This is a genomic window from Gordonia sp. NPDC062954 (assembly GCF_044543825.1).
Classification (GTDB): Bacteria; Actinomycetota; Actinomycetes; order Mycobacteriales; family Mycobacteriaceae; genus Gordonia; species Gordonia tangerina.
The window spans coordinates 68,687-90,727 of the sequence record NZ_JBITWL010000020.1 but is presented as its reverse complement, the minus strand read 5'-3'; the positions used below and the strand labels follow the sequence as shown (position 1 = coordinate 90,727).

Annotated in this window: 22 protein-coding genes and 2 pseudogenes; 22 read left to right on the top strand and 2 right to left on the bottom strand. The window is 65.7% G+C overall.

Annotation, left to right across the window (positions count from 1 at the left end):
- Window positions 1-48: 48 nt before the first annotated feature.
- From ACIGKQ_RS18290 to ACIGKQ_RS18240, 11 genes and pseudogenes are all read left to right on the top strand, one after another.
- On the top strand, window positions 49-1,122 hold the full coding sequence (locus ACIGKQ_RS18290; protein ID WP_020171250.1) for an SDR family NAD(P)-dependent oxidoreductase: 1,074 nt from the start codon (window positions 49-51) through the stop codon (window positions 1,120-1,122).
- A 99-nt stretch (window positions 1,123-1,221) separates the two neighbouring features.
- On the top strand, window positions 1,222-2,553 hold the full coding sequence (locus tag ACIGKQ_RS18285) for an aromatic ring-hydroxylating dioxygenase subunit alpha (RefSeq protein ID WP_006897070.1): 1,332 nt from the start codon (window positions 1,222-1,224) through the stop codon (window positions 2,551-2,553).
- Complete coding sequence (locus ACIGKQ_RS18280) at window positions 2,550-3,053, top strand: aromatic-ring-hydroxylating dioxygenase subunit beta (protein WP_006897069.1); 504 nt, start codon at window positions 2,550-2,552, stop codon at window positions 3,051-3,053. Before ACIGKQ_RS18285 ends, ACIGKQ_RS18280 begins: the two co-directional genes overlap by 4 nt.
- The gene (locus tag ACIGKQ_RS18275) at window positions 3,031-3,342 is read left to right on the top strand and encodes a hypothetical protein (RefSeq protein WP_006897068.1); all 312 of its coding nucleotides are present in this window, start codon (window positions 3,031-3,033) and stop codon (window positions 3,340-3,342) included. Before ACIGKQ_RS18280 ends, ACIGKQ_RS18275 begins: the two co-directional genes overlap by 23 nt.
- Window positions 3,343-3,390: 48 nt before the next feature.
- Window positions 3,391-4,377 (top strand): alpha/beta fold hydrolase, encoded by a 987-nt coding sequence (locus tag ACIGKQ_RS18270; RefSeq protein WP_137809379.1) that lies wholly within the window; start codon window positions 3,391-3,393, stop codon window positions 4,375-4,377.
- On the top strand, window positions 4,377-5,249 hold the full coding sequence (locus ACIGKQ_RS18265) for an extradiol dioxygenase (protein ID WP_006897066.1): 873 nt from the start codon (window positions 4,377-4,379) through the stop codon (window positions 5,247-5,249). Before ACIGKQ_RS18270 ends, ACIGKQ_RS18265 begins: the two co-directional genes overlap by 1 nt.
- On the top strand, window positions 5,246-5,518 hold the full coding sequence (locus ACIGKQ_RS18260) for a hypothetical protein (RefSeq protein ID WP_006897065.1): 273 nt from the start codon (window positions 5,246-5,248) through the stop codon (window positions 5,516-5,518). Before ACIGKQ_RS18265 ends, ACIGKQ_RS18260 begins: the two co-directional genes overlap by 4 nt.
- The gene (locus ACIGKQ_RS18255; protein WP_006897064.1) at window positions 5,515-5,760 is read left to right on the top strand and encodes a ferredoxin; all 246 of its coding nucleotides are present in this window, start codon (window positions 5,515-5,517) and stop codon (window positions 5,758-5,760) included. The genes ACIGKQ_RS18260 and ACIGKQ_RS18255 overlap by 4 nt, the downstream gene beginning before the upstream one ends.
- Before the next feature lie 483 nt (window positions 5,761-6,243).
- Window positions 6,244-6,750: pseudogene (locus ACIGKQ_RS18250) on the top strand (helix-turn-helix domain-containing protein); the annotation flags it as partial.
- Window positions 6,750-7,451, top strand: a pseudogene (locus ACIGKQ_RS18245) (ISL3 family transposase); the annotation flags it as partial. The pseudogenes ACIGKQ_RS18250 and ACIGKQ_RS18245, both read left to right, overlap by 1 nt.
- A gap of 155 nt (window positions 7,452-7,606) precedes the next feature.
- Window positions 7,607-8,500, top strand: a complete 894-nt coding sequence (locus tag ACIGKQ_RS18240; RefSeq protein WP_286352952.1) for an alpha/beta fold hydrolase — start codon at window positions 7,607-7,609, stop codon at window positions 8,498-8,500.
- A gap of 172 nt (window positions 8,501-8,672) precedes the next feature.
- Here ACIGKQ_RS18240 and ACIGKQ_RS18235 read toward each other — a convergent pair whose 3' ends face one another.
- Window positions 8,673-10,067 carry an IS1380 family transposase gene (locus tag ACIGKQ_RS18235; protein WP_280359634.1) on the bottom strand — a complete coding sequence of 465 codons (1,395 nt, stop codon included), beginning with the start codon at window positions 10,065-10,067 and terminating at the stop codon, window positions 8,673-8,675.
- A gap of 244 nt (window positions 10,068-10,311) precedes the next feature.
- On the opposite strand from ACIGKQ_RS18235, the gene ACIGKQ_RS18230 reads away from it, so the two are divergent.
- From ACIGKQ_RS18230 to ACIGKQ_RS18180, 11 genes are all read left to right on the top strand, one after another.
- Window positions 10,312-11,178: an aldo/keto reductase gene (locus ACIGKQ_RS18230; protein WP_006897059.1), complete on the top strand. Its 867-nt coding sequence runs from the start codon at window positions 10,312-10,314 to the stop codon at window positions 11,176-11,178.
- A 138-nt stretch (window positions 11,179-11,316) separates the two neighbouring features.
- Window positions 11,317-12,780 carry an aromatic-ring-hydroxylating dioxygenase subunit alpha gene (locus tag ACIGKQ_RS18225; RefSeq protein WP_006897058.1) on the top strand — a complete coding sequence of 488 codons (1,464 nt, stop codon included), beginning with the start codon at window positions 11,317-11,319 and terminating at the stop codon, window positions 12,778-12,780.
- A 2-nt stretch (window positions 12,781-12,782) separates the two neighbouring features.
- Window positions 12,783-13,394 carry a 3-phenylpropionate/cinnamic acid dioxygenase subunit beta gene (locus tag ACIGKQ_RS18220; RefSeq protein WP_006897057.1) on the top strand — a complete coding sequence of 204 codons (612 nt, stop codon included), beginning with the start codon at window positions 12,783-12,785 and terminating at the stop codon, window positions 13,392-13,394.
- Window positions 13,391-13,696 carry a hypothetical protein gene (locus ACIGKQ_RS18215; protein ID WP_006897056.1) on the top strand — a complete coding sequence of 102 codons (306 nt, stop codon included), beginning with the start codon at window positions 13,391-13,393 and terminating at the stop codon, window positions 13,694-13,696. The genes ACIGKQ_RS18220 and ACIGKQ_RS18215 overlap by 4 nt, the downstream gene beginning before the upstream one ends.
- 48 nt (window positions 13,697-13,744) lie before the next feature.
- On the top strand, window positions 13,745-13,942 hold the full coding sequence (locus tag ACIGKQ_RS18210; RefSeq protein ID WP_006897055.1) for a ferredoxin: 198 nt from the start codon (window positions 13,745-13,747) through the stop codon (window positions 13,940-13,942).
- A complete protein-coding gene (locus tag ACIGKQ_RS18205) occupies window positions 13,939-15,174 on the top strand; it encodes an NAD(P)/FAD-dependent oxidoreductase (RefSeq protein WP_006897054.1) in 1,236 nt (411 codons plus the stop codon). Before ACIGKQ_RS18210 ends, ACIGKQ_RS18205 begins: the two co-directional genes overlap by 4 nt.
- Window positions 15,171-15,920, top strand: coding sequence for a class II aldolase/adducin family protein (locus ACIGKQ_RS18200; RefSeq protein WP_006897053.1), 750 nt, complete (start codon window positions 15,171-15,173; stop codon window positions 15,918-15,920). The genes ACIGKQ_RS18205 and ACIGKQ_RS18200 overlap by 4 nt, the downstream gene beginning before the upstream one ends.
- A gap of 46 nt (window positions 15,921-15,966) precedes the next feature.
- Window positions 15,967-16,767, top strand: coding sequence for an IclR family transcriptional regulator (locus ACIGKQ_RS18195; protein WP_016895390.1), 801 nt, complete (start codon window positions 15,967-15,969; stop codon window positions 16,765-16,767).
- Window positions 16,768-17,111: 344 nt separating this feature from the next.
- The gene (locus ACIGKQ_RS18190; RefSeq protein WP_396574625.1) at window positions 17,112-17,273 is read left to right on the top strand and encodes a hypothetical protein; all 162 of its coding nucleotides are present in this window, start codon (window positions 17,112-17,114) and stop codon (window positions 17,271-17,273) included.
- Window positions 17,274-17,281: 8 nt separating this feature from the next.
- Window positions 17,282-17,746: a type IV toxin-antitoxin system AbiEi family antitoxin domain-containing protein gene (locus tag ACIGKQ_RS18185; protein WP_396574624.1), complete on the top strand. Its 465-nt coding sequence runs from the start codon at window positions 17,282-17,284 to the stop codon at window positions 17,744-17,746.
- 103 nt (window positions 17,747-17,849) lie between these two features.
- The gene (locus ACIGKQ_RS18180; protein WP_005203168.1) at window positions 17,850-20,861 is read left to right on the top strand and encodes a Tn3 family transposase; all 3,012 of its coding nucleotides are present in this window, start codon (window positions 17,850-17,852) and stop codon (window positions 20,859-20,861) included.
- Window positions 20,862-20,896: 35 nt separating this feature from the next.
- On the opposite strand, the gene merB is transcribed toward ACIGKQ_RS18180, so the two are convergent.
- Window positions 20,897-22,018, bottom strand: a complete 1,122-nt coding sequence (merB, locus tag ACIGKQ_RS18175) for an organomercurial lyase MerB (RefSeq protein ID WP_017681707.1) — start codon at window positions 22,016-22,018, stop codon at window positions 20,897-20,899.
- Window positions 22,019-22,041 lie beyond the last annotated feature (23 nt).

The window sequence follows — 22,041 nt, the reverse complement described above, 5'->3', positions numbered from 1 at the left end:
TTATGTGTACTGCAATGCAGAAAGCCGTCCTAACTTGAGGAGAATTGGATGTCGGAGTCTGGTGGAGAAACCGTGGCCACTGCGCGGCAGCGTCAGCTGGTCGAGCGGGCACTCGGTGAGTGGCAGGGCGAGGCGGCGGGTCGAGTCATCGTTGTCACCGGTGGAGCCCGCGGCATCGGCCGTTCCCTCTGCGAGGGACTGTTGCGCGCCGGCGCCAAGGTCGTTGCAGCGGACCTGACGTGGGACGACGCTGACGACTTCCGCAAGCAGCTGGAGTCGGACGGCAGCGGCATGGCCGTCGACATGGACATCACCGACGACGACGCCCTCGACGCCGCCCGAGACGCTGTAATCGACAGGTTCGGGACCGTCGACGTCCTAGTGAACAACGCGTCTCTGGTCTCCGAAACCCTCTTCCCGCCCACAGGCCACCGGAACACCCTTGACACGACCGACCGCGACTGGGAGGTGATGTTCGGCGTCAACGTGTTCGGCACGCTGAAGGCCATCCGCCGGTTCATCGAGCCGATGCGGGCCCAGCAGCGGGGCAGCATCGTCAACGTCGTCAGCAGTGGCGTCCTGGCCGTCGCCGCCGGCGGCGGCTACCACGGGCTGCGCCCGTGGACGGTCGAGATGCCTTACCAGGCCACCAAGGCCGCCGTGATGGCGCTGACCTTCTACCTCGCCGAGGAAGTGCGCGGCGACGGGGTCGCGGTTAACGCGATCATGCCGGGGCACACCCGAGCGTCGTGGTTCGACGCCACCGCCCGGGCCTTCAACGAGCAGGGCATTGCCTACTTCATGCGCCCGGCGATTCCCGAGCACCTGCTGCCGATCTCGCTCTTCCTCGCCGCCCAGGACAGCGCGGGGACGTCCGGGCGCCTCTACTACGTGCCGGAGTGGAACTACGACCACGGCTACGAGGACTACGCCGCCTGGCAGGACCATGAGCTGCCTCCGGACATGGAGGAGATCTACAGCCGGCTGGAAGCCGCGACCCCGTCATACGAGCGGGCCGGCGTGGCCCACCTCCCCTTCGACGCGCAGGGTGCCCTGTACGCCGCGGGCATGGCAAACCTCGGGGCCCAGAACAGTTGGACCAGCAATGACAGCGCTCAGTGATACCGCAGACGCCCAGACGATCCGCCTACAGGTGGGCCGTTCGGGTCCGCCCTCCCATCTCACCTCACGCAACCCGTCAGACCCCGAGAGGACCCGATCATGACCAGCATTAGCGAACGCCCCGTTGACGTGGCCGCCGCAAGACTGCACGACCTGGTGAAGCCCGACGAGGGTGCCGTCAGCAGAACAGTCTTCGTCGACGAGGCAACCTACCGCAAGGAATTGGACCGGGTATTCACCAAGACGTGGTTGTTCATCGGCCACGAGTCCCAGTTGAGTGAGCCGGGCGACTACCTGACGAACTTCATGGGCGAGGACCCTGTGATCGCCACTCGCGGTGCGGACGGAGTGATCCGGGTGATGCTCAACTCCTGCGCCCACCGGGGCATGGCCGTGTGTAGCACCGACGCCGGGTCCTCGAAGTTCTTCCGCTGCCCCTACCACGGCTGGACCTACAGCAACAACGGCGATCTGATCGGTGCACCGCGCGCAGATACCGTCTACCATGGCGAGCTGGACAAGCCGCGCCTAGGTCTGAAGGCCGTTCCGCGGGTGGAGAACTACAAGGGCTTCATCTTCGCCAATTGGGACGAGGACGCCATCCCGCTGGTAGACTACCTCGGCGCTGACCAGCTCTGGTATCTGGACCTGGCCTTCGAGGCGCCGCTCGGCGGGCTCGAGGTGATCGGCCCCACGATGAAGTTCCGGATCAAGGCCAACTGGAAGCTGGCGGCGGAGAACTTCGCCGGCGACGACTACCACGTGCTCTACACACATGGGTCGGCCTTCCAGATCGGCTTCCTCCCCGATTACGACACGCTCGGCGACTACATCGCATACTTCGACCACGGCCACGGGATGGGCGACATCAGCAAGCCCGGCCGGGCCTATCAGAACGACGTCGGGATGGCTCAGCTCCTCGGGCCGGAGGCGATCGAGTACGTCAACGCCGTGCACGAGCGGCTCAAGGCCCGGGTCTCCCCGCTGCAGGCGGAGATGCACGGGCTCGGTCAGGGCAATATCTTCCCGAACCTGTCATGGATCAAGTTCGGCGTCTTCCACGTCTTCGGGCTCTTCCAATGGCACCCGAGGGGACCGGGTGAGATCGAGGTCTGGCAGACGGCGCTCTTCGACCGCGACGCGCCGCAGTCGGTCAAGGACTTCGCCCGCACCCAGATGTCCCAGGAGAACGCCGCGGCCGGGATCTTTGGCCAGGACGATGGCGAGAACTTCGAGCAAATCACCGAGTCCGCCCGAGGGGTGGTCTCCCAGACCCGGGATTTCAACTACGCGATGGGCCTGGGGCACGAGGGCGAGATCCACGAGGAGGGATACCCCGGCCATTTGGGGCCCCACTATTCGGAGCAGAACCACCGCAACTTCTATCGCTACTGGCTCGAACTCATGACCACCCCGGGAGAGCAGAAATGACCAATTCCCTCACCGATCTGCGCCGCGACGTCGAGGACTTCCTCTACAGCGAGGCCAAGATGCTCGACGAGCAACGCTACGACGAGTGGCTCGACCTGTTCACTGAGGATGTCCATTACTGGATGCCGATCACGGAGACCCGTGAGGTGCGGCAGCACCGGGACCACGTCCCCGGCGAGTGGTCGCTCATGGAGGAGGACGCCCGTTTCCTCGCCAAGCGGATGGAGCGCTTGGCCGGTGGCCTTGCCCACGCGGAGCAGCCGCGGTCGCGGACGCGCCGGTTCATCAGCAACGTCCTGGTCACCCCCGGGCCGGACGGCGACCTGGTAGCGGAGTGCAACTTCATCATCTTCCAGTCCCGGCGAGCCAACTCCGAGCAGTTCTTCGTCGGCTCCCGTCGCGACCGGATCGTGACCTCCGGTGAGAGCTGGAAGATCGCCGAACGGACCGTGCTCCTCGACCACCGGGTGTTGCCCCGTGCCATCTCCATCTTCTTCTGAGGCCCAGGCGGCTGACCTCGACGGCAGTCGGGACGTCGGGGCTGATGGCGCACCAGAGCCGAGTTCTTGGCTGCGCATCGGCTCTGCCGACGGCGAGCTCGTAGTCCGCAACGAGTTCGCCCGGGTGCGGGTACGCGCCGACCGAGACGGCAACGACCTTCGCCTGGCCATCCGTAGCCTGCGCACCGGCCGCGAGGTCTTCCTTGACGCGCTGCAGCTGGAGAGCCTCACCTGGCTCGACGAGAGGGCCTACACGACATTGCTCTCCGAGCCGTTCGGACCGGAGTGACCGACCATCCCGCACCGGCCGCACGGCCGAACAGAGAGGAGCTTCAACGTGACGAGCACTGAAGGGGGAATGGCCCAGCCCCAGGGGAACTCGTTCTGGGTGGACCTGCTGGGAACCGAGGTCCGGTACCGCCAGGCGAGCTCTTACCGCACCCGCAGCATCGAGGCAGGCGCCGGTGAGCCGGTAGTCCTGCTGCACGGCGTGAGCGGGCACGCCGAGACCTGGGTGCGCAACGTCGCCGTCCTCGGCCGGGACTTCCGCGTGCATGCCATTGACATGCTGGGTCATGGCTTCACCGACAAGCCGCAGATCGAGTACTCGATCCGCGCGCTCGCCGAGCACGTGCTCGGCTTCCTCGACGAGATCGGCGCCTCGCGAGCCCACCTGGTCGGGCAGTCTCTCGGTGGCTGGGTCGCGGCGTTTCTCGCCGTCCACCACCCCGAGCGGGTCGCCTCGCTCGTCAGCGTCACCGGGGCGGGGCTGCAGGTGGACGCCGACGGTGCCACGCTGACCGAGAACGTCGGCCGGCAGGTCGCGGAGGCTACCACCAAGGCTCTGGACACCCCGACCCGGGAGAAGGTCCGGACTCGGCTGGAATGGCTGGTCCATGACCCGTCCGTGGTCACCGACGAACTGGTGGAGACCCGGTACCGGATCTACGCCAGCCCGGACTTCGCCGCCACCGCCGGTGACATGGTCGCCGCATTCACCTCCCGGCCCCGGCCGGAGGAACTGCTGACCGCCGAGCGGCTCGCGACGATCAACTGCCCGACGCTCGTGCTGTGGACCCGGCAGAACCCGACCATGCCGTGGACGGTGGGGGAGGCGGCCAGCCGGATCATTCCCGATGCAACGTTCCGTCTGATGGAGGACGCCGGTCACTGGCCGCAGTTCGAGAAGCCGGCGGAATTCCACGCTGTCGTCGGCGGTTTCGTGCGTTCGGTCACCGCGGGGCGCCGAGGTGGGCGCACCGACGGCGACGGCGACGGCGGCCCCACGGATCCGGCCACCAACCGGCAACGGGCGGCCCGCTGATGGGCAGGCTGGTAGGTGCGTACGCGACGTCCCACACGGCGATGATGATCCGAAAGCTCCAACCGGACAACGACGTGCACGCCGCAGTCCATCAGGCCTTCGCTCAGGTGCGTGCGGAAATTGACCGGCTGTCCCCTGACGTGCTCGTCGTCGTCAGCAGCGAGCACCTAGCATCCTTCAGCTACGACAGCTTTCCGCAGATATGCGTCGGAATCGGAGAGATAGCCACCGGTTGGGGCGATGGAGGAGTGGCCAGCGCCGAGGTCCCACTTGCTGGCGCCTTCGCTGCCCAGCTGCTCTCCGAAGGGGTGGCCGCCGGATTCGACCTCGCGTTCTCCGCCAACCCGAAGATCGACCATGCGTTCATGGCACCATTGACCCTGATCCGACCAGAGATGGACATCCCGGTGGTCCCGGTGTTCCAGAACGCCAACACCGAGCCTCTGCCACCCCTGTGGCGCAGCGCCCAACTGGGGGAACTGCTGCGCGACGTCATTACGCGGCGGCCCGCAGCCGAAACAGTGGTCGTGCTCGGGACCGGCGGGCTCTCCCACTGGGTCGGCACGCCGGAGATGGGCCAGATCAACTCCGCCTTCGACGAGCGATTCCTGCAGCACGTGCGCGCAGGGGACCTCGGCGCGATCCTCGCCATGAAGACCGCCGACGTCCTCGCTGAGGCCGGCAATGGTGCCCCGGAGATCTGCAACTGGGTCACCGCGATGGCCGCCGCGTCCCGTCAGGAGGGCTGGGGAGTGTCGGAGCCTGAGCGGACGGCCCGTGGGCCGAGAGGGGTCGTCCTGGCATACGAGTCCGTCCCGGACTGGGCGACCGGGATCGCGCTGGCTCGGTTGGCCCCCGAGGAGGAACCGTGAACTTACCCCTGGACCAGGTCATCCGCCGGGTCGTCCGGGATCCGGAGTTTCGTTCTATTGCGGAAGAGTCGGGCCAGCTCGCGGCCGACCTCGCAGGCGTACGGCTGGCCGATCTTGCGGCCGTCCTGGAGGGCGACCTGGTCACCCTCCAGCAAAGGGGCGCCCACCCACTGCTGATCATGCAGCTGGCCGGCGCGCTCAGGATCGATCCGATGCGGCGCTTCGCCGCCGAACAGACTGCCCATGACTTAACCACGGAGGGACGATGAACATGATGAACATTACGGTGGACCTCGAGCGGTGTGAGGGCTTCGCCTCGTGCGTTGTGACCGCGCCCGAGCTCTTCGACCTCGATGACGAGCGAAGCGTCGCCGTCGTTCTGGAGCCTGTTGACGGTGGCCCCCGCACCCGCGCCTTAGCGCTCGAGGCCGCCGCGAGCTGCCCGATGCGGGCCATCACCGTCTCCGACCCCCTGGTGGACGAACCATCGCTGCCGCGGCGCGGCCGGTGACCGACGGAGTTTCGCCGGACGCGGTGGCAACCGCGGTCGAGAACGAACCCCGTCGGGCGGCGGTGGCCGGTACGCCCTGTGCCCCGGTTCGTGAACGTGCTACCACCGACGTTAGCGGCCGGCTGCGCCGTTCAGCAGGTTCTCTCCGCTCGCGCTCTCGGTTGGAGGGGTGGCAGCCGCAATGGCCGATCGCTGAGCGGGTCAACGACCACGTTGTCAGACCGGGCGACTCGCGATCCGGGGCTCGATGCCAGCATCCCGGGCTGCCACGCGTACAGCATTTGGTCGCCGCGGCGGGCATATCGTTGACGCCCAAGAGGATACCGGCCTGCCTTCCTGCCGCACCTCGGGCACTGGCCCAGTCGGCTAGATGTACTGACCACGGAGGTTGTGTCTCCGGTCGGCATGGCGAGATGAAATGAGGAAGACCTCCGTGTGAGGTGTGAAAGCGACCAAGCAACCACACCCACAACGGAGGTCTTCGTGTCCCACGCTAACGCGACCTTGACGCCCACGGGAAGACTGCGCCTGGCCCGGTGTGTCGTCGAAGACGGCTGGCCCCCGGCCCGAGCTGCGGAACGGTTCGGTGTCTCGGTCACCACGGCCCGACGCTGGGCCAGCCGGTATCGCGAGCAGGGCAAGGCCGGCATGGTTGACCGCTCCAGCCGGCCGCACACCTGCCCCCACCGCACCCCGCGTCGTCGGGAGCGCCGGGTGATCGGCCTGCGCGTATCGCGCCGGTGGGGGCCAGCCCGAATCGCTTACCACCTGGGAATGCACCCCTCGACGGTGCACAAGATCCTGTCCCGCTTCGGGTGCGTGCGCCTGGCGTTCACCGACCCGGCCACCGGCGCCCCGGTGCGCGCCACCAAGCGACGCCCGCAGCGCTATGAGCACGCCGCACCGGGCGATCTGGTGCACGTGGACATCAAGAAGCTCGGACGCATCCCCGACGGCGGCGGGCACAAGTTCCTCGGCCGCGCCAAAGGATGGTCCCGGGCCGTTCGGCGAAGGTCCTCACCGAGTGGCTCAACGCCCGCGACCAGGCATTTCGAGACCGAGTCAAGGTGGTCACGATGGACGGGTTCGCCGGCTACCACTCCGCCGCAGCCAAGGCCGTGCCCGCAGCACGCACGGTGATGGACCCGTTCCACGTCGTGCATCTTGCCGCCGACAAGCTCACCGTGTGCCGCCAACGCATCCAGCAGGCCACCACCGGGCACCGGGGCCGCACCGGCGATCCGCTGTACGGCATCCGCAGGACGCTCAACACCCGGGCAGGGCTGCTGACCGACAAACAGAAAGTGCGCTTGTTCAAGGCGTTCACCGCCAACGATGCGCACGCGGCGGTGGAGGTCACCTACGGCGTCTACCAGCGACTCATCGCCGCCTACGAGGCCTCGGGCAAGCGGGAGGGCAAGATCGCGATGTACAAGCTCCTGCGCTCGATCCGGACCGGGGTGCCCACCGAGCTGCCCGAGCTCGCCCAGCTCGGCCGGTCGCTATGGAAGCGGCACCGCGAGATCCTCGCCTACTTCGACGTGGGTGCCTCCAACGGCCCCGTCGAGGCCATCAACGGCAGGCTCGAACACCTCCGCGGAATCGCCCTGGGCTTCCGCAACCTCAAGCACTACATCTTGCGGTCACTGATCCACTCCGGACAGCTTCAGGATCGGATCAATGCACTCTGAATCCGGAAGGGCCCTTTCTATTGACAGTCGATGCGGAGGCGCGTAGCTTTCAGGCACACGCAGAAGAGATTTCTACTGGCCAGAACTACCACGTCGGTAGGGGTCGAACTGCGATGAATTGTTCAATCGTTATCGTGCACAGAAAGGCGTTATCCGTGCCAAGCTCTTCAATCACCCAGAAGTTCCATACCGTCGATGTGAAAGGGGTTCAGACGCGTTATTTCGACGACGGCCAGGACAAGGATCCGATCCTCCTCATCCATGGGGGGCATTTCGGGTTCTTCATACCGGCCGGAATCGAATCCTGGGGCAACGTTCTAGAGGATTTCGGCGAGTACGGCCGTGTCCTCGCGGTCGACAAACTCGGTCAGGGCGAGACTGGTCTCCCGCTGAATGACGAAGACTGGACTGTCGACGCGGTCGCCGAACACGTTGCGAACTTTGCAACTCAGTTGGGGCTCAAGAACCTGACCCTGGTGGGTCACTCGCGCGGCGGCATGACGGCGGTCCTTCTCGCGTTGAAGTACCCTGAGATGGTAAAGAAGCTGGTCATCATCAGCAGTGCGACTGCGGCACCGGCGCCGCCCGTCGGAACCGACATGGACTTCTACGAGCGAGTCGAAAGGACTGCCCCCGGAGGTTCGGCCGAGTTGATCCGTCACTATCATGCTGCCCAGGCGGTTAATGAGGGAGATCTGCCCGAGGACTACATCGGGATCGCCACAAAGTGGCTCGAGAGCGAAAAGCAGCTCGACGCTGTCGCCGGATATGCACGCAATGCGGAGGAGCACTGGTTGCCTAGCCTCAGCGAGGGCAGGCGCTGGGTTCAGGAACGGCTTGCCGACGCAGGAATCCCGGTGCCGACGCTGGTTGTGTGGGGAGTCAATGATCGATCGGCGCCGGTGTCGATGGGTAAGGGGCTCTTCGATCTGATCGCTGCCAACACCCTGGATAGCTCGCTCTATCTCATCAACAACGCTGGTCATCACGTGTTCAGTGACCAGCGCGAAAAGTTCAACGCCGCGGTTGGTGCGTTCATCTCGCTTTAGCCTCGATCTTTCGTGAGGTGGCGGTCGTCTGTTGGGTGGCCCGGGTGGGTGGTCTGAGGACCGGATCTCCGGGCGTAGGCCGTGAGAGGTGCCCGACGCGTCGGTGGGCGTCGGGGTTCACGGCCCCGAGGTGGAACGTCCTTTCTGGATCAGAGGTCAGGTCGGCTTGATGTCAGGCAGGTGCGGGAAGTGCTGCGAGTCTTGAGATCCCGTCGAGCAGCAGTCCAACATGTGGTGCGTGGGCGGCAAGCTTCAACCGGGTTCGGCGGGCGTGGCGGCTGATCTTGGCGGCGATCGAGAACACGCGGTGGCGCAGTCGTTTGGGTTCCCACCGGCGAGCGGGATGATCAGCGAAGGCCAGCAGCTGGGTCCAGGCGATCAGCTCGCAAGCGAGCATCACGATGGCACACCAGATGCGGTTCTGATCGAATCCGTGCAACGGAAGATTGGTCAGGCCACAGTCTTTCGCCGTGCGGACCCGGTCTTCGCAGCGTGCGCGTCGCCGGTGACGCAGTTCCAGATCGGCGAGTTGGCCACGAACGGTGTTGGTGGCGAACGCGGTCACCCGCAACCCATCACGATCGGTGAAGCGTAGCTGCGCACCTGGATGCGGGCGCTCCTTGCGCACGATCACTCGCATGCCTTCGGGCCAGCCCGATAGGTCGATCAGCCCGGTCAACTCGGCCACCCACGCCCCGTCGCGCTCGATGCCCTCGGTGTCGTAGGCCGGGGTCCAGGCCTCGGGACTGATCCGGTCGATCGCGGTTGCGGTCGCTTCGGTGAGCCCGAACCCGACCGAGTACGCCAGGCGTCGTCGGGTGAGGTAGTCGACGAACTCGTGGGTGCCGCCGGCCGAGTCGGTGCGCACCAGCACCGACTTGCCAACCCGATAGCCCGCCACGTGCGGTAGCTGCTCGAGTGCGGCGGCGGTGACCGCGATGTGATCGGCAGCGGTATTGGCACCAGCATTACCCGGGCGCAACTCGATCGCTAGGGGTTCGCCGGTGCCGTCGCTGCCGTGATCGACGAACGCACACAGCGGGTGAAAACCGAACCCCCGCTTGTAGGTTGGTGCCGCATCCTGTTTCTCCGAGTGCGCGGTCACCAAAGTGGCGTCGAGGTCGACGATCACCGGGTCAGCGACGTCGGCGTCATGGTCGGGAGCAGTGGCACCGGCTGCTGACCAGCACGCTGCCCGCGCGGCAGCACGCGCGGTCGCAATCGCCGACAGCGCCGCCGGCGCATCATCGGCCAACGTCGAGATCAGGCGCGACACCGTCGGATCAGAGGCGACCTGACCGAACACCGCCGGGTCGGCGCGTAACTGGTTGATGTCGGCCAAACAGTCGCCACCGATCGCGACCGCCACGGCCAGGTCCGAGATGATCTTGCCCGGATCATGAGTCGCCAAAGGTTTGCGCCACGGCGCCAACGCCTCGGATAATCGGCTGGTCAGACCCGTTTTCTCCGCAGCCCGGAGTAACACCGCGGCGCCGGCGTGCGACACGACCCCGGTTCCGGTGCCATCTGCAGACAGCGTGGGGTACGGCGACGTAGACTTGCTCACCTGAATGGTGCTCCTCGATCTGGTCCGATTGATACCTTCGCAAGTTCAATCATCCCAGTTCAGGGCACCATTCTTTATTCACGACACGAATCAGCGTGAAAGCGCGAGGTTAGTAGACATCATCACCCCAGCTGCAACCACCTGGAGATCCAACAAAGATGTCGACTGACCGACACAGACCCCGAGGCTCGCGCTATTTGCCTCCGGTGACAAGAAAGCAAGACGTTTCGACGAGAGGCTGTCCATGACGACGAAAACCCATCCGAGCGATGACCCCGCAACGGTCCCGAGGCTCCGACTGCGGCACGGGCATAGCATTCCGCATCTGGGCCTGGGCACCTGGCCACTGGTGGGGGAAGAGTGCGAGACGGCCGTCCGCTACGCCATTCAAAGCGGCTACCGGCTCGTCGACACCGCGTTCCAGTACCGCAATGAAGACGCGGTGGGACGCGGTGTCCGCACTGCCGGCGTTGCGCGTGAAGAGCTGTTCGTCTCCAGCAAGTTCAACAAGGAGTCCCACAGCGTCGACGGTGTGCAGAGGGCCTACGACCGCAGTCTCCAAGCCTTGGGCCTGGACTACCTGGACATGTTCATGTGCCACTGGCCCGTGCCGGCCTTGGACCAGTACACCGAGGCATGGAGAGGCCTCGTCAAGCTCTTGGACGAAGGCCGTGTCAAAGCGATCGGTGTCTCCAATTTCAAGCCGGACCATTTGGAGAAGGTCATTGCCGCGACCGGCGTGGTTCCTGACGTGAACCAGATCCAGCTCAGCCCCGATCTCGCACGGCTACCCCCGCGGGCAGTGCACCAGGACCTGGGCATCATTACCGAGGCCTGGAGCCCTATTGGTCGCGAATCGGGACTGCGTGACCACCCCATCGTGGTGCAGATCGCGCAACGGACAGCAAAGAGTCCGGCGCAGGTTCTGCTCCGCTGGCACGTCCAGCAAGGAATCGTCCCGATCCCGCAGGCCGCCAAACCCGCATGGCTGGTCGAGAACATCTCGGTGTTCGATTTCTCCCTGACTGCCGAGGAAATGGCCGCCCTGGCGAGGCTGGACCGCGGAGAGAACGCCGCCCGCGACTCCGACTCCCCCGAAAACGGCCACTGACCCTTGCCGCACCCACCCGTACCTGGCACGAAGAGTGGGAGGGGTTGACGTAGATCACAAAATGCGGAAACCTCTTCACGACAGAGTGGACCTCTGCTCTACAGACTGACTGATCGATGATCGAGAAGGAGCTCTCCCATGGCAGACCATCACGGCGTCCTCGAGGACGTACGGCGGGGCATGATCCCTGCACATATCTACAACGACAAAGAGCTCTTCGAACTCGAGAAGGAACGTCTCTTCAGCCGCAGCTGGCTGTTCGTCGCCCACGAGTCGGAGGTCCCCGAGGCTGGTGACTACGTGGTCCGCAGGGTCCTCGAGGACTCGTTCATTATCTCTCGGGACGAACAGGGCCAGGTCCGGGCCCTGTTCAACATGTGCCTCCACCGGGGCATGCAGGTGTGCCGGGCGGAGATGGGCAATGCCTCCCACTTCCGTTGCCCGTACCACGGTTGGTCTTACCGCAATGACGGGCGCCTCGTTGGCCTGCCGTTTCACAAGGAGGCATACGGCGGGGAGGAAGGCTTCAAGAAGAAGGGCCAGACCTTGTTGCCTGCTCCCTCGCTGGCCACGTACAACGGTCTGATCTTCATCAGCATGGACCCGGATGCCGAGCCCCTGGAGGAGTTCCTGGGGGACTTCAAGTTCTACCTGGACTACTACACGAAGCAGAGCGCGGACGGCATCGAGCTGCGTGGCCCTCAGCGTTGGCGGGTCAAGGCGAACTGGAAGATCGGGGCCGAGAACTTCGCCGGGGACATGTACCACACGCCCCAGACCCACACCTCGGTGGTGGAGATCGGCCTCTTCCGCGAGCCCAAGGCGGAGAAGCGCAAGGACGGCACCACGTACTGGGCTGGCAACGGTGGCGGCACCACTTACAAGCTGCCCGAAGGTGGCCTGGAGGAGCGCCTGCGCTACGTGGGCTACCCGGACGAGATGATCGCCCGGATGAAGGAGCAGTGGACCCAGGAGCAGCTCGACGTGGTCGGCAAGGACGGGTTCATGATCTCGGCGGCCTCACTGTTCCCGAACATGAGCTTCGTCCATAACTGGCCGCGGGTCGAAGAGGGCTCCGACGAGGTGCTCCCCTTCATCTCTATCCGCGTGTGGCAGCCGATCAGCGAGAACGAGACGGAAGTCCTCTCGTGGTTCGCCGTCGACAAGAACGCGCCGGAGGAGTACAAAGCGCTTTCCTACAAGGCGTATCTCATGTGCTTCGGCAGTGGCGGCATGTTCGAGCAGGACGACGTCGAGAACTGGGTGTCCCTCACCAATACTGCCGCCGGCTCCATGGCACGGCGTCTGCTGCTCAACAGCCGGATGGGCATGCTCGAGAACGGCGAGAACGTCGTCGAGGCCCTGTCCCCCGAGGAATACTCGGGACCCGGCGCCACCCGTGTCGGCTACAGCGAGTACAACCAGCGGGAGTTGTTGCGCCGGTGGGCCGATCACCTCGAACGTCCGGTAGAAGCCGCAGCGCAGGTGCACGTGGGCTCGGACCCGGTGCAAGCGCCACCGGCCGCCGGATCGGGGCCCGCCCGCCCGGCCTGCGGCAGCGCAGAGACCGCGCCCGCAGCAACCCTTCACGAGGAGGTCTGATCATGAGTGTTGGAACGGCACACGAGAACGAGAACTTGACGCTGTCCGAACAATCGGCGCTGGGAGCCCACGCCCCGCGTACTCAGCGGACGGGGCAGACCCTGCCTTTCAACGATGAACTTCACCTGGAGGCGCATCGTTGGCTGGTCGATGAGGCGTACCTGTTGGACGCCCAGGACTACGACGAGTGGCTCTCCCGGATCGCCGATGACGTGCACTATCTCATGCCCGTCCGCGTCACCACTGCCCTGGGCGCCGGATACTCCACCTCACCGGGGATGGCGCACTGGGACGAGAACAAGTACTCGCTCAGTCGCCGCGTGGCACGCTTCGCCACCGAGCACGCGTGGACCGAAGACCCCCCATCACGGCTGCGCCACTACATCACCAACGTGCGCACCTTCCGCACCCCCGACCCGCAAGAGATCATCGTGGACTCGGCGGTTCTTCTCTTCCGCAGCCGTGGTGACGTCGGGGAGTCCTCCACTGTCTCGGCAGGACGCGAGGATCTCCTCCGCCGTACCTCATCCGGGTCCGGGTGGGAGCTGGCCCGTCGCACCATCATGGTCGACGAGTCGGTCATCCGCATGCAGAACCTGGCGATCTTCCTGTGAAACTGGAATGGGAAGGCGAGGAGGAAGACCGCCTCGCGGCGATCCAGGCCACCGAGGAACGCCGCCGGCTCGAAGAGCACGTCACCGGCAAGCCGATCGTGATCGCTAACGAGTTCTCGGAGGTCCAGGTCACCCGCATCGAGACCCGCAACGGTTCGCGGCTGATGATTCAATCTCCTCGTTCGGGCCAGTGGGTAACGCTCTGTCCGCTGGAACTGGAGTCCCTGACCTGGCAGGCCCCGGCCACGTTCTCGGCCATGATCGGACACCCTTTCGGGCCGCTCGTGGCCGAAGACGAATAAACACCCCAACCGCCAGAGCACCACCGTCTCAAGCTAAGGAGTTCGACCATGCCCGTTGTAAAAGCCGATCTGCAGGCCTGTCAGGGATACGCGAACTGCGTCGTCGGAGCCTCTGACTACTTCGACCTGGACGACGACGGGATCGTCGTGCTGCTCCAGACCGAAGTCCCCGAAGCCGACCGCGCCCGCGTCACCGAAGCCGCGCGCAGCTGCCCGGTCTCCGCACTGGTGGTAGAGGACGCATGAGCCCGGGCACCGTCGTCGTCGTCGGGTCCTCCATTGCCGGGGTGCGCACCGCGCAGTCCCTCCGGCTGGAAGGCTATAAGGGGGAGATCATCCTCGTGGGAGAAGAGACCGAACTTCCCTACGATAAGCCGCCATTGTCGAAATCCGTTCTTGCGGGATCCGCCGACGAGGACTCTATCCGGCTGCTGACACAGGAGCAGGCCGATGCCGAGGACATCCAACTCTTGCTGGGGCACCGCGCTGTCGATCTGGACGTCGCCGAGAACCTGCTGAAGCTTGAAGGGCATGACCCCCTTCGCTACGACAACCTCGTCATTGCCACCGGAGCATCACCCCGGCCCTCTCCCTGGGGCCAGTCTCCAGGGATTCACGTGCTGCGCACCCTTGAGGACGCCCGCGAACTACGTGGGGACCTTCTCCGGGGTGGGGCGCTGGCCGTTATCGGGGCAGGGTTCATCGGCGCCGAAGCGGCAGCCACCGCCCGCGGCCTGGGATTGGAGGTCACCGTCATCGACCCGGTGCCCGTGCCCATGAGCCGCCTCTTTAACCCTGAGATCGGCCAGTGGTTCGCAGACCTTCACCAGGACAACGGGGTCGACACCATGTTCGGCACCGGAGTGGAAGCTATCGAAGGCGAGGAGGGCAACTTCTCCCTCCACCTGACCAACGGTGAGAGCGTTCAGGCGGCCACCGTGCTGATCGGTATTGGCGTCATCCCCAATGACTCCTGGCTTAGCGCATCCGGCCTGCTGGTGGACAACGGGGTCGTGCTCAACGAGTACTGTCAAGCCCTCGACGCTGCGAACGTGTACGCCGTCGGCGACGTAGCCCGCTGGCGCCACCAGAAGCACGGCGAGGACGTCAGGACCGAGCACTGGACTAACGCGGTGGAACAGGCCGCCTGCGTGGCCTACAACATCATCCATCCGGAACAGCCGCGCGCCTACACGCCCATTGAATACGTGTGGAGCGACCAGCACGACTGGAAGATCCAGGTCGTGGGACGCGTCGGAGGCAATGTCGACCACGTCCTCATCGGACACCCGCAGGTCCACGGCAAGTTCGCCGCCCTCTACACCATCGACGGCACCACCGTCCGGGGCGCAGCCATCGTGAACTGGCCCAAAGCCCTCATTGCCTGCCGTCTGGGCATGGCCAGGGGCATCACGGTGCAGGATCTGCGCGCCAAGCTCGAACCCCAGTTGGAGCCACCGCCGAGGAGGGCGTCATGACACCCGGAAACTTGCTGCCCCAGACCGAGAGCGTCAGCCGGGAACGTATCGCCCTCGCCTGCCGGGTCTTGGCCCATCGGGGCCTTGCAGATGGAATCTTGGGTCACATCAGCCTGAAAATTACCGACAGCACATTGCTGGTGCGCTGTCGCGGCCCGTACGAACGCGGACTGGCGTATACGCAAGCCGAAGACATCCGCATGGTGGACCTCGACGGCAATCCCGCCGCCGACGGCGAGCTCGCGGGCGGATACACGGTCCCCAACGAACTGCCGCTGCACACCGAGCTCTTCCGGCGCCGCCCAGACATCCGGGCTGTCGTTCACGCCCATCCCCCGCGAGTGGTTGCCGCCGACCTGGCAGGGCTTGCAGTACGCCCCATCGTAGGGGCGTACGACATTCCCGGAGCCCGCCTCGCCGCCAACGGGGTGCCCGTCTATCCCCGCGGAGTACTCATCCGCGACCGTCGGCTCGCCACCGAAATGGCCGATGCTATGGGAACAAGGCCCGTTGTTGTGCTGCGGGGCCACGGCCTCACCAGCGCGGCCGAAACCGTCGAGCAAGCAGTTCTCCAGGCCATCAGCGTGGACGGCCTGTCCGGGTTGGCACTGCAAGTGACTTCGGCTGGTGGGCACCTCGTCGATCTGCCCGACGCCGATATGGCCGAACTGCCCGACCTCGGAGGAGCATTCAACACAGAGACTGCTTGGAGACATGAACTCGCACGACTTGGTGAGCCTCGTTGATGGCCTGCGCCCTAGCCGGACAGAGACTGAACCCCCGGTCAGTAACATGAAGCTCATGTCCGCATCACGGGCGGAGGACGACTCCAGATACGGCCCTCCTCCGCAGTACCCCATCGAATCCGTCGACAACGCACTCCGATTGTTGCTGCTCTTCGAGACTCGGCCGAGCATCCGGCTCACCGATGCCAGCAAGTACCTCGGAGTGGCGTCATCTACGGCCCATCGCCTCATGGGGATGCTCCTCTACCGAGGTTTCGTACGGCAGAACCCTCAGACCAAAGCGTACGAACCCGGACAAGCACTCAGCTCCATCGCCTTCGCCATACGGCGCCACGTCGACATCGGAACGCTAATTCGTCCAGCAATGGAAAGGGTATTCGAGGCAACCGGAGAGACGGTGCACTTTGCCGAGCTCAAAGGCTCGAACGCACACTTTCTGGAGGCCATCGAAAGCCAACGTGCCGTCCGCGTTGCCTCACGTCAAGGTGCGATGCTTCCTGCCAACTGCACTGCAACGGGCAAAGCAATGCTGAGCCTACTCACCACGGAACAACTGCATGCCCTGTACCCGTATGAGGAGCTCCCGGGTCTCACCAAGGGATCTATCATTTCCCGTTCCGATCTGGAGCGTGCCCTCGAAACGATTCGGCAAACCGGGTACTCAACGAGCCAGGAAGAAAGCGAAGACGGCGTCATGTCAGTCGCTGTTCCCATCACCAGCCCGAGCGGAGGATACTACGGGATCAATGTATCCGTGCCCGCTCACCGCATGACTGAACAACTCCGCACAGAACTCGGAGCTATGCTCCAGACAGCCGCCAAAGAAATCCAGAACTTGCTCGTTTAAGGATCTCGACGGCCGGTGACGGTGGTGCTGTGGACAGGACCACCTCAGGCCAGCGGCGATTCCAGAGAGTCGATTCTCCGCAGTCGGAGCCCGAAGAAGAAGGAAATGACCACGGCGACGGTTGCCATAGTGACGAGCATCGCCCAGGTCAGTGTCGAGTTACCGAGGCTAACCCGGGTGATTCATGGGAATCTGCGGATCGCTGGGCGAAAATAGACCGAAGTGCTTCCTGAACAGGGGAAACTGGGACTTGTCTAAGGTTCCATGTTCTCCAGCAGAAAGCACTCGGTAGGTGAAGCGTACTTCGTGGTCGGCCGGTCTGTCCGTTACTGAAGCTGGAAGCATTGCTCGACGACGAGGATCGCCACGCACGCATCATCGCCCTCGGCGAACAAACCGCTGCCGGCGATCACGCCGAAGAGGGATTCGACGCCCAATTTATCAGCCAAGAAGCGTATGACGGCCGGATGATCGAGACTATGGAAACCCACTTCGACGACGACTGACGAACACTGTGACCCCTACCTCTCCGCCCCGCCTGAGCCCACAGTTGGCGCGGCAGGCGCTCGTCATCGACGACGTGCTGGCACAGCAGTGGGGGTTCATCACCACCGGCCAGTGCCTACGACTGGGCCTGACGCGCACCCATATCACGCGGTTGCGCCAGCCCGGCTACCTCGATGGGGTTGCTCACGGAGTGATGCGCCGACCTCGCAGAGTCAGGTCCGGTGTCCTTTATGGCGCTCGGCTTGCGTGGGTGGCCGCCGGTGGCGACTTGTTCCCGGCCGAGCGATTGGCAGCCGAGTGGCCTGACTACGTCGTCACCGCGACCACCGCACTCGCACTCCACGGCCTGGCCGAGGCTGTCTCGCTGCCGCAACTGGCGGTCATCAACACCAGAGGCGCGCGCGAACGATGGAGCACCGCTGAAGTAGGGGTCCCGGTAGTAATGGCGCAAAAAACAACGAAGTTCGCGTAGTGCCTGGTCAGCGGCGATTTCTCGGTTCGGGCTGCGGGCCGGGGTGGTTGGTGCTTGGCTTGTCTGCCGATGAGGTTGGTCGGCGTGTTGGAGGCTGGGGTTCGTGGCGACGCGGGTATTCGCGGACGAGGAGTTGCAGCGCCTGCGGGAGTTCCCGGAGATCAGTCGTGAGGAGTTGTTCCGGTACTTCACGCTGACCCCGGCGGATCTGGCGTTTGTTGCTCCGCAGGGCAGGGGCCCTGCGGTCCGTCTGGGCCTGGCGGTGGCGTTGTGCACCTTGCCGTGGCTGGGGTTCGTGCCGGACAAGGTGCCGTCGGCGCCGCCGGTGGCGGTGGCCCGGCTGGCGGATCAGCTGAATATCGATGCAGCGCAGCTTCGTTCGTATGGCAAGCGGGCGCAGACGCGGACCGAGCATGTGCGGCTGGTGGCCCAGTATCTGGGGTGGCGGCCTGCCGGGGCGATGGAGTTGAAGGAGCTGGATGAGTTTCTGCTGGCGCGGGCGATGGAGCACGATTCGCCGACGCTGTTGTTCCGGCTGGCGTGTGAGTACCTGATCTCGGCGCGGGTGATCCGGCCGGGCCCGGAAACGGTGGTCCGCCGGGTCGCGCACGCTCGCACGCGGGCGCAGCGGGAGACCTACGACCGGTTGGCGCGCGAGTTCACGCCGCAGCGGTGTAAGGAACTGGATGCGTTGCTGGTCGTCGACCCGTCGATCGAGATGTCGCGGTTGCGGTGGTTGTCGACCGGCCCGGTGGAGGCGTCGGCGACCGCGGTGAAGGCCGAGGTCGAGAAGCTGGTGTTCCTGCGCAACCTGGGCGCGGATGAGCTGGACATGTCGGTGCTGCCGGCGGAGCGGCGGCGGTTCCTGGCGACGGTGGGCCGCCGCTTGACGGGCCAAGCCCTCGAACGCCGGGATCCGCAACGCCGCTACCCGATTCTGCTCACCGTGTTGGCGCAGTCGGCCACCGATGTGCTCGACGAGGTGGTGCAGCTGTTCGATCAGGCGATCTCGGCCAGGTTGAGCAAGGCCGAACGCCGGATGCGCGACGAGCTGGCCGAGCGCGGTAAGGCCGGAGAGGATCGGCAGGGGTTGCTCGACGACCTGCTGGCGATCGTCTGTGACCTGCAGATCCCCGACGAGGAGATCGGCGGCCTGATCCGGGGCGATCGGATCGGATGGGAGCGGTTGCGGGCCGCGGTCGCGCAGGCCAAGCCTCGGCTGCCGCGCGATCACGGGCACCTGGCCGCTCTGGACAGCTCGTACTCCTACCTGCGGCAGTTCACCCCGCAGGTGCTGTCGACAGTCCGGTTCGCCGGCGGCACCGCCGCGACCGAGCTGCTGATCGGGGTGCACATGCTGCGGGAGCTGAACGCGACCGGTACCCGCAAGGTGCCCGACGACGCGCCGACCGGGTTCGTGCCGACGAAGTGGCGCGGCTACCTCGACGAGGCCCGCAAAGCCGGTAACACCACCGCCTATCGGCACTACTGGGAGCTGTGCGTGCTGCTGGGGCTGCGTGACGGGTTGCGCAGCGGGGATGTGTTCGTGCCGGGGTCGCGCCGCTACGCCGACCCGGCCGCGTACCTGCTGACCCCGCAGGCGTGGGAGCCGCAGCGTGACGAGTTCTGCCGCCTGGTCGGCAAGTCCGCTGATCCCGCTCGCGCGCTGGCGACCGCCACCGACGAGCTCGACGCCGCTATGGGCGAGTTGGAGAAGGTGCTCGCCGGCGGCGACGGGCCGGTCCGTCTCGATGAGGCCGGTGACCTGGTGATCTCACCGCTGTCGGCGGAGGATGTGCCCGCGGAGGCGACGGCGCTCAAGGCCGAGCTGACGGAGATGCTGCCGTTCGCGCCGATCGTGTCGCTGCTGATCGAGCTGGACAAACGCACCGGCTACCTGGACTGCTTCACCCACGCCGGCGGCAAACAGGCCCGCAGCCCGGAGCTGAAACGCAACCTCATCGCCGTCCTGCTGGCCTACTCCACCAACCTCGGGCTGACCCGAATGGCCGAGGCGTCGGGCCTCTCCTACGACATCCTGGCCTGGACCAGCGAATGGTATGTGCGGGAGGAGACGCTGCGGGCGGCGAACCTGACGATCATCGACTACCACCAAAGGCTGCCGCTGACCCCGGTCTTCGGCGCCGGCACCCTGTCGTCGAGTGATGGGCAACGGTTCCCGACCCGCGGCAAATCGGTCACCGCCAGAGCGTTGAGCCGCTATTTCGCGAACGAAGGACTGAGCACGTATACCCATGTCACCGATCAGCACGCCACCTACGGCACCAAGGTCATCGTCGCGACGAGACGCGAAGCTCACTACGTGCTGGACGAAATCCTCGGCAATGCAACGGATCTGCCGATCACCGAGCATGCGACCGACACGCACGGCGTCACCCTCGTGAACTTCGGGCTGTTCGACCTGCTCGGATTGCAGCTCTCGCCCCGCATCCGGGACCTGGGCCGGATCACCCTGTATCGGGCGGCGCCTCGGGCCCAGGTGGAGTCCGCGTTCCCGCACGCCGGGCCGCTGCTGACCCGCAAGCTGAATCTGGATCTCATCGCCGAGCACTACGACGACCTGCTCCGGCTGAGCGGGTCGCTGAAGTTCGGGCACGCCACCGCGTCGCTGCTGGTCGGCAAGCTCTCCGCGTCGGGCCGGCAGAACGCCCTCGCGGCGGCGCTCAAGGAATACGGGGCGCTGCGGCGCACGATCTACGCCGCCCGGTACCTGTCCGACCCGGGCTATCGGCGCAAGATCTCCCGACAGCTCAACAAGGGCGAATCCCTGCACGCGCTCCGCCGCGACCTGCTCTACGCGCACGAAGGCGCCGTGCGCGCGAGGCACCTGGAGGGACAGACCGAACAGGCATGGTGCCTCACGTTGGCGACCAACGCCGTCATCGCCTGGACCACAGAGTATTACGGGCTGGCGACCGAACAGATGCGGCGGGCCGGGCGGCGCATCGACGACGAGGTGCTGACGCACATCTCCCCGGCCCACAGCGAGAACATCAACTTCTTCGGCGCCATCGAGGTCGACATCGACGCCGAACTCGCCCAGCTCGGCCCCACCGGGTACCGGCCGCTGCGCGTGCGGGACACCCTGTTCTGACCCGCAGCGCCGGCCCGGATCGGCGGCGGCGCGATCTAGCAGCAGGCGCTGGTTCCGGTGGTCGTGGTCGGGTCGGTGATCGCGTCGGCGAGGGGGCGGGCGAGCTGGTGGTAGGCGTCGGTGACCGGCAGCACCGTCATGCCTGGGAATTTCGCCTGCCAGTGGTGGGCGGCGTCGGAGGTGGCGAGGAACATCTGCGGGTTGCAGCAGGTGGCGCGGAGGTGACCGGGCTGGATCCGGTCGGGGTCGACGAAGGCCACCATCGCGGTGGCCGGTTCCAGGTCGCTGACCCCGGTGACGGGGTCGATGGTCAGGCGCACGGTGGTGCCCGTGATCGGGCAGTCGGATTCGATGCAGGCGGGTGCGCCGATGACGGCGGGGAAGATGAGGGTGTCGGGGGCACACCAGGTGTAGAGCTGGTGGCCACCGACGCTGAACCGGTGCGGGGTCGGGTTGAGGGTCAGGCCCCAGCCGACGATCCGGCCGGCCTCGTCGTATTCGACGTCGGCGCCGATCGGCGTCTGCGCGGGGTCGAGGTCGGGCACTCCCGCGGCGGCGGCGAGTTCGGTGACGGTGACCGGGGTGCCGTGGGCGAGCAGCCGCAGCGCGGCGCGCATCAGCGCCCGGTCCCGGCCGGCGGGCAGGATCTTGGCGAAAACGTCGGCAGTGAGGTTGTCGGTACTCATGGGATCGGACTCCTCGAGGGCGATCGGACAGTGACGGTGCCGACGGTAGGGTCTGTCCCCGGGGTGAGGGTCAAGCCCGTAGCTCGCATCCGCACGGGTCACCGGCCCAGCACAGGTCGTCGGTGGCCAGATGCGCACGGTGTGCGGTTTCGAAGGCGTCGATGCGGTCGAGGATCTGCTCGGCATCGGGCGCAGCCGCTGCCGCGACCGCTGCAGCAGCTCGGCGAGATGGGCGCCGACCGAACGGCCGTGGTCGTCACGGTCGGTGGAGGTGAGCTGGCAGATCTCGGCGATGGTGAGCCCGAGGCCGCGCAGCTCGCCGATGAACCGCACGCACCACTCCGCGTCGTCGGTGTAGAGGCGGTAGCCGGCCGGGCTGCGGCCCAGGGTGTAGATCAGGCCGAGGTCGGTGTACTCGCGCAGCGCCTTCACCGGCACCCCGGTGCGGGCCGAGAGGTCCCCGATCGTCATGTGTCCGTTCATCACTGCCTCCC